Below are 4,609 nucleotides of genomic sequence, written 5' to 3'. Positions count from 1 at the left end.
ACGAGGAGTGCAGGACATCCACAAAACCAATGCCACAAAAAATGGCATCAGACAATCCATCAACACACTATCGAGTTCTCAAAGAACACACACCCACCAGCACCACCTCACAGTGAGGCGAACTCCAGCAAGCTTCATGTTCGACCCCGGCGCTATTCAGGCCGCAACACAGCGACCTAGATAATACTCTCAGGGGCGGCCAGCTCGAACCCGGTCTCCACTCCCGTTCGACCTTTCGGCCTCCCGGGCGGCGCCGTGGCGCGCTGACTGGAGAAAAGTTACGCACATACGCCGTCAAACGCAAATCGCCTGGTCAGCGCCTGCTTCTGCGTGCACGAGATGCTCGTGATGGACAGATACCACTGGGGGTTGCTGACCTTCGGTGCCATCCTCGTTCTGTGTCACCGTCGTCGCACCTGGTGTTGCTGCACGGTGTGGCCTGCTCGGGCCGCATCTGGCAGGACGTGGTCCCACTCGTGTCCGCACATCACGATGTCCATGCCCTGACTCTCCTTGGCCATCACGGCGGGCCGGCGATACAGCGCCATCCACCGCAAGTGTCTGACGTGGTGGACGCTGCCGAACGCGATCTCGATGACCTCGGCATCGACCGACCTCATCTGGCCGGGAACTCACTCGGTCGGATGGATCGCGATCGAATTGGCTCGTAGGGGTCGCGCCGCGAGCGTGTGCGCGTTCTCGCCCGCCGGCTTCTGGTGGGACCGCGCCTCCCACCGACGACCGGCGCAAGCCATTCGCGCATCTCGCGCTTTCACACGGCTCTTGCGTCCGGCCGCGCGTTTCGCGGCGAGATCCGCTTCGGTCCGGCGGCTGAGTCTGCGGCCGGTTGCACTTCACGGAGACCGGCTGACCGCCGCGCAGGTCCTCGACATGATCGACGATTGTCTCGACTGTCGCTTCATGGACGAGTACAGACCGGACGAGTGGGCACATCCTCTGGATCCGTTGCCCTGCCCGGTGACGCTGGCATGGGCACAGCTCGATCGCCTCATCCCGGCAGCGACCTATGGTTCTACCGCGCGTCAACGGCTTCCCGACGCGACGTGGATGCTGCTACCCGATGTCGGCCACATCCCGATGATCGACGACCCGGACCTGGTAGCCCGGACCATCCTCGGGGTGACGGGCGGCACCGCGTAGCTCTGGTGAACCGGTCGACGCCGACGCACGCTCCGCGGAACGCGAGCACACATCGCCCTCGATCAGCTCCCACAACGATCCGGAGCGAAGACCGTGTCCAGGACGCCGTGGAATATCTGCACGGTGTCGGTGATGAACGCACGCCGCGATACGCCACACGCACGGAGCGCCGGACCGTGGTCGACAGCGACCACGATGATCACTGCCACCGCCACGAGACGCCACAACTCCCGCACGACTTTCCGGGCCGGCGTCGGTGTGGCGTGGAAGCCGATGCGGAGACGGCGAACCTGAAAGGGGACGTGATGGCGTTCGTCGTCGAGGATCCGTTCGGCGACGTCGATCAGCAGTGCATCGCGGCCACCGTGGGCCAGGGCGCGGTAGTAACGCAGCGCAACGACTTCGGCGATGGTGAGCACTATCAGCTCGAGCCGAAGACCCATCAGCCGACGCAGGTGCACAAAGACGCTGTCCGACCAATGCGACCGCTTCGTCTCGACGTCACCCGCGTTCAGCAAGTGCGCCAGCATGCGCGCGTGATTCTGTTCCTCTGCGACAAAGAGTTCGACCGCGATCGCATAATCCGAGTCACCAGTGGCTCGGGCATTCGCGATCAGATGCCGTCCGTCGCCGCTCTCGCCTACCTGGAACTTCTGCAGACTCCGCGGCACCGCCGGGTCAAGCGGACTGCATGCAGACCACTTGGGCTGAGGGGCCGATGCTCGGCGAGCTGCTCGCTCGCGAAACTCATCCGACCAGCCGGTCGCCTCGACCATAGGTGTCTTGTCGTGGTCCTTCACTCTTCTGAGCCGCCGGTAGTCGACGACATGTGCCTGCAGCAGGTGGGGCCAGGGAGCAAGCGCTGTCGCTATCGGTGAATGTTGAAACTGCGCCCCTGCGGAAACGCTCATGTTGAGACAGCCTTGGCGACGGGTGTTGAGACTCCGCAACTTAGGTTTCGCTTAACTCGCAACGGAAGAGCCGCACTGACTCCGCCGTCACCATCACCTCCCAGCGCCAGGGCCGCGGCACTCGTGGGTATGTCTTTACGACGTGGAGAGGAGAACACGCATGCTGAGCCCGCGGTGATGTTCCCCGATGCCGACGAGGAGTTCTCGACGACACGACGGGACTGCTCGGCGCCGTGCTACGAACCGCTAGGCTCGACACCAGCACCGGCGACTGGAGCCAAAGCCGCTGTGGTCAGTGACGGCTCAATCGCCGACCCCTCCGCTTCACTTCGGGAATGGCCTGGGGCTCAACTCGATCCAGCGCCAGAAGCTCCGCCAGCTCGGCCAACAGGCCGCCGTTCAGCGCAGGCGAGGTCGCCTCCGCAGCCTCGATGATGCCTTTGACTTGTTGTGGCGGAAGCTTCGCGAGCGTGAGCTGCAGATCAGCGAGGCCGGTGTCAGCGGCTTCGAGCTGGCACCGTCAACCGACAGGATCCGGATATCGGAAACATGCCGTCAGTGCATGGCGTTGGCCTCACCAGCTAATCCGAATCACGGCGTAGTCGGTCGCCAGGCGTCGCCCGCTGCTCCGTGGCCCTGCAGCGCAACGATCCGCAAGGCATTCTGCAGTTGTCGGGCCGTGGCGCGCCAGGCACCCTCTTCGTGCCGGCACGCGGCAGCCTCGTCGGCGTCTCCGGCCGCATCGGCCTCGCGGGCCGATTTCATCTACTCGAGATACTGCTCCTGGGCGGTGTGGATGTACTGCAGGATGGCCGACTGGTCGAAGCGGCAGATCGTCGCGACCTCGTCGGCGTCGAGGGTGTCGCCGGTCTCGTCGAGGACGATGAGCGTCCGCAGCGGGTCGGGCAGCCGCTCCGGGTCCGCTGCGGGCTCACTCGCTTCTTCGACGCCGGTGATCGCGGCGATGACCTCGGCTGAGTCGGTGCGCACGAATTTGAACCACTGCCGCAGCCCGTCGATCAGGTTCTCCCTGCAGAAGGCCGACACGTCGATGCGTTTGAACACCATCAGGGACGATTGGTGCAGCGTCACGGTGACGTCCGGCCAGCGCGTGGATTCTCGCGCGATGAACTCAGCTGCCGCAGCCTCGTTGGGCACCTCGGCGACGAGCGTCCCGAAGAACTCGAGGGTCGGCCTGTTGGCGAGGATACGCAGCCACGACGGCGTACCGGTCGGCAACGGGATGTCGCCGTCCTTGTCGACATCGACCCTGCGGCGGGCGATCCCGCGGATCACCTCGAGGACCAACTCCAGCAAGTGATCTCGCGACTCAGGCAGCACACCAACCGCGACCGGTGTCTCCTGCCGAACGGGCTGGGCGTCGGCGAGGAACGCGGGGTGCACGACCTCCCAGATGCTGCGCAGCACGTCCACGGCGGCCTGGGCGAGCTCATCGACCCGGCGCCGCGCGACCTCGTAGATCAGCCGACCATCGCGCAGCCGCCGCCAGCCCGCTGCGGTCATCGCGTAGATCTGTTCGTCGAAGTACTCAGCGGTCGTGTGCAGATTTTCTTCGAGAACAGTGCAGCGCACGCGGCGCGCACCGGTGACGCTGAAGGCCAGGACGCCGTGAGGTCCCTCGGGGATGTCACGGGGCTGCTCGATGGTGAACCGGGCAGTGTCCGACATGGCGGCGAGACGGTCGGCAAGGTCGTTGCGGTACCCGCGCCATGCGTCGTCGATGGACGCTTCAACGTCGAATCTGTTCATTGTTCCCTTCGGTCGCGCTGTGTGACTCGGTCGAGTCCTTCAGGCTTGTACCAGGTTTAGGTGTGGGGTATGACATTCTGGTTCCCAGTTGGTTTGGCAACCCCGGAGTGCACTGCAGCGCAGATGGATTCGCTATGCGATGTCGAGGTCGGTTTCCTCGGCCCGGTGCCCAAGCCGGCGAAGATCCTCGGCGATCTCGTCGGCTCGATCCGCCGGCAGATCGAGCACCCACCCACTGAACGTCGTCAGCGTGATCTCACCGTCATACTTGTCGACAAGCTCATGCGGAAACCACTCGAGCTGCGACTGGCGCAGCCACTCCGGGTAGTCCCCGTCGGCGGCGCCTGTCATTGCAAGCCGGGTTCGCGACGGCGGGTGCGATTGCCCCAGTGCAGCACTCGTTATTGGTCGCCCATTAGCTCAGTCGCGCGGACCGAGTACCCACCGCGTTCATGCGCATGCCGAAGCGCTCGCTCGGTGACCGTCTCGCCCGCATGTTCGGGGAGATGGTCGTCCTCATGCAGACAAGTTGTGCGCTGGTCGAGCTCGGCAAGGTTGAACGACGTGCCATTCACAGTGAGCACGTGGAAGCGCGGCAGCCAGTGGGCGCGAGCAATGCCCCCACGACGAAGCTTGTTGAGGTGCACAGGGTCGTGGGTCCACATCGTGAGCTTGACGAGGCTCAAGAAACTTCCCCAGGTGTGCTCGCTGAAATTCCCCACCTGTGGGCGGCTCCTACTGTAGCGTCCGTCGGGTTGGCGCGGTGG

The 4,609-nt window shown here is 64.4% G+C and carries 5 protein-coding genes and 1 pseudogene; 2 read left to right on the top strand and 4 right to left on the bottom strand.

The genetic code is table 11. The features are described 5' to 3' along the window. The first annotated feature begins 398 nt into the window (after positions 1 to 398). Together ACIGKQ_RS25130 and ACIGKQ_RS25125 are read left to right on the top strand one after the other, a co-directional pair. Positions 399 to 671, top strand: a complete 273-nt coding sequence (locus ACIGKQ_RS25130) for an alpha/beta fold hydrolase (protein ID WP_308191694.1) — start codon at positions 399 to 401, stop codon at positions 669 to 671. Beyond that, positions 595 to 1,161: an alpha/beta fold hydrolase gene (locus ACIGKQ_RS25125; RefSeq protein ID WP_396575168.1), complete on the top strand. Its 567-nt coding sequence runs from the start codon at positions 595 to 597 to the stop codon at positions 1,159 to 1,161. Before ACIGKQ_RS25130 ends, ACIGKQ_RS25125 begins: the two co-directional genes overlap by 77 nt. 62 nt (positions 1,162 to 1,223) lie before the next feature. On the opposite strand, the gene ACIGKQ_RS25120 is transcribed toward ACIGKQ_RS25125, so the two are convergent. From ACIGKQ_RS25120 to ACIGKQ_RS25105, 4 genes and pseudogenes are all read right to left on the bottom strand, one after another. Then, positions 1,224 to 1,832 (bottom strand): ferritin-like domain-containing protein, encoded by a 609-nt coding sequence (locus tag ACIGKQ_RS25120; protein WP_396575167.1) that lies wholly within the window; start codon positions 1,830 to 1,832, stop codon positions 1,224 to 1,226. Between the two features lie 831 nt (positions 1,833 to 2,663). Next, positions 2,664 to 3,842, bottom strand: a pseudogene (locus ACIGKQ_RS25115) (TY-Chap domain-containing protein). Positions 3,843 to 3,974: 132 nt separating this feature from the next. Then, a complete protein-coding gene (locus tag ACIGKQ_RS25110; protein ID WP_396575166.1) occupies positions 3,975 to 4,193 on the bottom strand; it encodes a hypothetical protein in 219 nt (72 codons plus the stop codon). A gap of 50 nt (positions 4,194 to 4,243) precedes the next feature. Continuing rightward, positions 4,244 to 4,609 (bottom strand): hypothetical protein (locus ACIGKQ_RS25105; RefSeq protein ID WP_396575165.1); only part of this gene is annotated, 366 nt, incomplete at its 5' end.

The organism is Gordonia sp. NPDC062954 (assembly GCF_044543825.1).
GTDB classification, from domain to species: domain Bacteria; phylum Actinomycetota; class Actinomycetes; order Mycobacteriales; family Mycobacteriaceae; genus Gordonia; species Gordonia tangerina.
This window is presented reverse-complemented; position numbering and strand designations above follow the sequence as displayed.